The 2,647-nt window shown below is 69.9% G+C and carries 2 protein-coding genes and 1 pseudogene; all 3 read right to left on the bottom strand.

The genetic code is table 11. From position 1 onward, the window contains the following. The coding region (miaB, locus tag RIF89_RS13730) for a tRNA (N6-isopentenyl adenosine(37)-C2)-methylthiotransferase MiaB (RefSeq protein ID WP_309069646.1) at positions 1 to 1,521 on the bottom strand (1,521 nt) is incomplete at its 3' end. Positions 1,522 to 1,570: 49 nt separating this feature from the next. After that, entirely contained in the window at positions 1,571 to 2,197 is a 627-nt protein-coding gene (locus tag RIF89_RS13725; protein WP_309069645.1) for a regulatory protein RecX, read from the bottom strand. Between the two features lie 144 nt (positions 2,198 to 2,341). Next, a pseudogene (locus RIF89_RS13720) lies at positions 2,342 to 2,647 on the bottom strand (DNA recombination/repair protein RecA); the annotation flags it as partial.

The raw sequence follows: 2,647 nt of genomic DNA, 5'->3' as shown, positions 1-2,647 counted from the left end.
GCCCAGCTTGACCGCGCCGCTCGCCGTCGTCGAGCCGGGCGTCGGCACCGCGCACGACTCCGCCTGCGAGCGGTCCCACGCGTCACCCGCACGCGTGCGGCGGATGCGCAGCGGAGCCCCGTCGCGTGAATCGGCGAGGAGGTGGGAGGGCGCGGCGTGCGTGACCTCGACCGTGACGACGTCGCCCGGTCGCGGCAGCTCGGAGCCGGCGGGAACCTCGAAGTGCACGAGGCGGTTGTCCTCGGCGCGGCCGGTGAGGCGATGCGTCGCGGCGTCCTTCTTGCCCTCGCCCGTCGACACGAGGACCTCGAGCGAGCGTCCGAGCTGCTTCTGATTCTCCTCGAGCGTGATGCGCTGCTGCAGCGCGATCAGGCGGTCGTAACGCTCCTGCACGACCTCCTTGGGCACCTGGTTCGGCATGGTCGCGGCCGGTGTGCCCTCACGGATCGAGTACTGGAACGTGAATGCGCTGGCGAAGCGAGACTGCTCGACGACGCGCATGGTGTCCTCGAAGTCCTCGTCGGTCTCTCCCGGGAATCCGACGATGATGTCCGTCGTGATGGCGGCGTGCGGGATCCGCTCGCGCACCCGATCCAGGATCCCGAGGAACTTCGCGCTGCGGTAGGAGCGGCGCATCTCGCGCAGGACCCGGTCGCTGCCCGACTGCAGCGGCATGTGCAGCTGCGGCATCACGGCGGGCGTCTCCGCCATCGCCTCGATCACGTCGTCCGTGAACGCCGCGGGGTGGGGGCTGGTGAACCGGATGCGCTCGAGGCCCTCGATCTCGCCCGCGGCGCGCAGCAGCTTGCCGAACGCCTGACGGTCGCCGAACTCGACGCCGTACGAGTTCACGTTCTGCCCGAGCAGCGTCACCTCGATCGCACCGTCCTCGACGAGCAGGCGGATCTCGTTCAGGATGTCGCCGGGGCGGCGGTCCTTCTCCTTGCCGCGCAGGCTCGGCACGATGCAGAACGTGCACGTGTTGTTGCAGCCGACCGAGATCGACACCCAGCCGCTGTAGACCGAGTCGCGCTTCGTCGGCAGGGTCGAGGGGAAGGTCTCGAGGGACTCGAGGATCTCGAGCTCCGCCTCGCCGTTGTGGCGCGCGCGCTCGAGCAGACTCGGCAGGGAACCCATGTTGTGGGTGCCGAAGACGACGTCCACCCACGGCGCCTTGGTCTGCACCGCCTCCTTGTCCATCTGGGCGAGGCAGCCGCCGACGGCGATCTGCATGCCGTCGTGCTTGTCCTTGCGGGACTTGAGATGGCCGAGCGTGCCGTAGAGCTTGCCGGCCGCATTGTCTCGCACGGCGCACGTGTTGATGATGACCACGTCGGCGTCTGCGCCGGCCTCCGCGCGCACGTACCCGGCGCTCTCCAGCGAGCCCGCGAGGCGCTCGGAGTCGTGCACGTTCATCTGACAGCCGAAGGTGCGCACCTCGTACGAACGCGGACGGCCGTCGACGGTGAGCGCGGCGGGCGACGGCTCGATGAGGGTGGGAGCGCTGGATGGTGTGGTCATGGCGTGCCCATTGTACGTTTCGCTGACCTCCACGGCCCTGCGAAAGGCATCAGTCGAACCGGACGGAGGAGCGCGGACGCCGCGCCTCCTCGAGAGCTGCCCGCGCGGCCGACAGCGCGAGCCCGCCGCCGTATCCGCGGCGCGCGAGCTGACCACTGAGTCGCCGCAACGCCGTGTCGTCGTCGAACCGCAGCAGGGACGCCGCCTTTCCGCGCGCATACTCGAGCGCCCGCTCGAAGTCGTCGTCGGGCAGCTCGGCAAGCGCCTGGTCGATCACGGCGCGATCGATGCCCCGCGCAGAAAGGGACTGCGCGATCGCCCGGCGCCCCTGATTCTTGCGCTCGACGCCCGCGTACACGAGCTGGTCAGCCAGGGCCGCGTCATCGAGCGCGCCGAGGCGAACCAACCGCTCGACGATCTCGTCGATGTCGTCCGCATCGAGCTGGTCCTCGCGGAGCTTCGCCCGCGCCTCCGACACGGACAGCGACCTCCGGCGGAGCGCCTTGACGAGCCGAGCTTCTGCCTGCTCCCGTCGCTCGTCCGTATCCGGCTCCGCGGCGTCAGCCTCGGGCAGCTCGACGAACCGGACGCCGCTCTGGGTCGGTGTGACCTCGAGCGGCTTGACCGGCGTCGGACGCCGGTCGCCCGGGCGGGACCCGAGGTCGCGCCAGGTCATGTGCCAGCCTTCACCTTCGGCCGCGCCGCCGCGCGGGACGTCTTCCGGCGAGGGCACCGGGCCACCGAAGAGCGGGATGACGGGAGCGATCCCGCCATCCCGCTCGTCAGCCACAGCTCACCCCTCGCGCGCGATCGGCAACCATCAGGCCGTGCGGCGGGCGGCCACCTGATCGGCCGGAGCGTCCGCCGACGCGGCCGTACCGCGCTGCCCGATGCCGAGCTTCTCCTTGATCTTGTTCTCGATCTCGAGCGCGACGTCGGCGTTCTGGAGAAGGAAGTTGCGGGCGTTCTCCTTGCCCTGGCCGAGCTGATCGCCGTCGTAGGTGTACCACGACCCCGACTTCTTCACGATGCCGTGCTCGACACCGAAGTCGATCAGGCTGCCCTCCCGCGAGATTCCCGTGCCGTAGAGGATGTCGAACTCTGCCTGCTTGAAGGGCGGAGCCAT

Source organism: Microbacterium sp. (genome assembly GCF_031178525.1).
GTDB lineage: Bacteria > Actinomycetota > Actinomycetes > Actinomycetales > Microbacteriaceae > Microbacterium.
This window is presented reverse-complemented; position numbering and strand designations above follow the sequence as displayed.

Coding starts and splice junctions, on each gene's coding strand:
- RIF89_RS13725 (WP_309069645.1), bottom strand. CDS start 2,197: ATGACCTGGCGCGACCTCGGGTCCCGCCCGGGCGACCGGCGTCCGACG.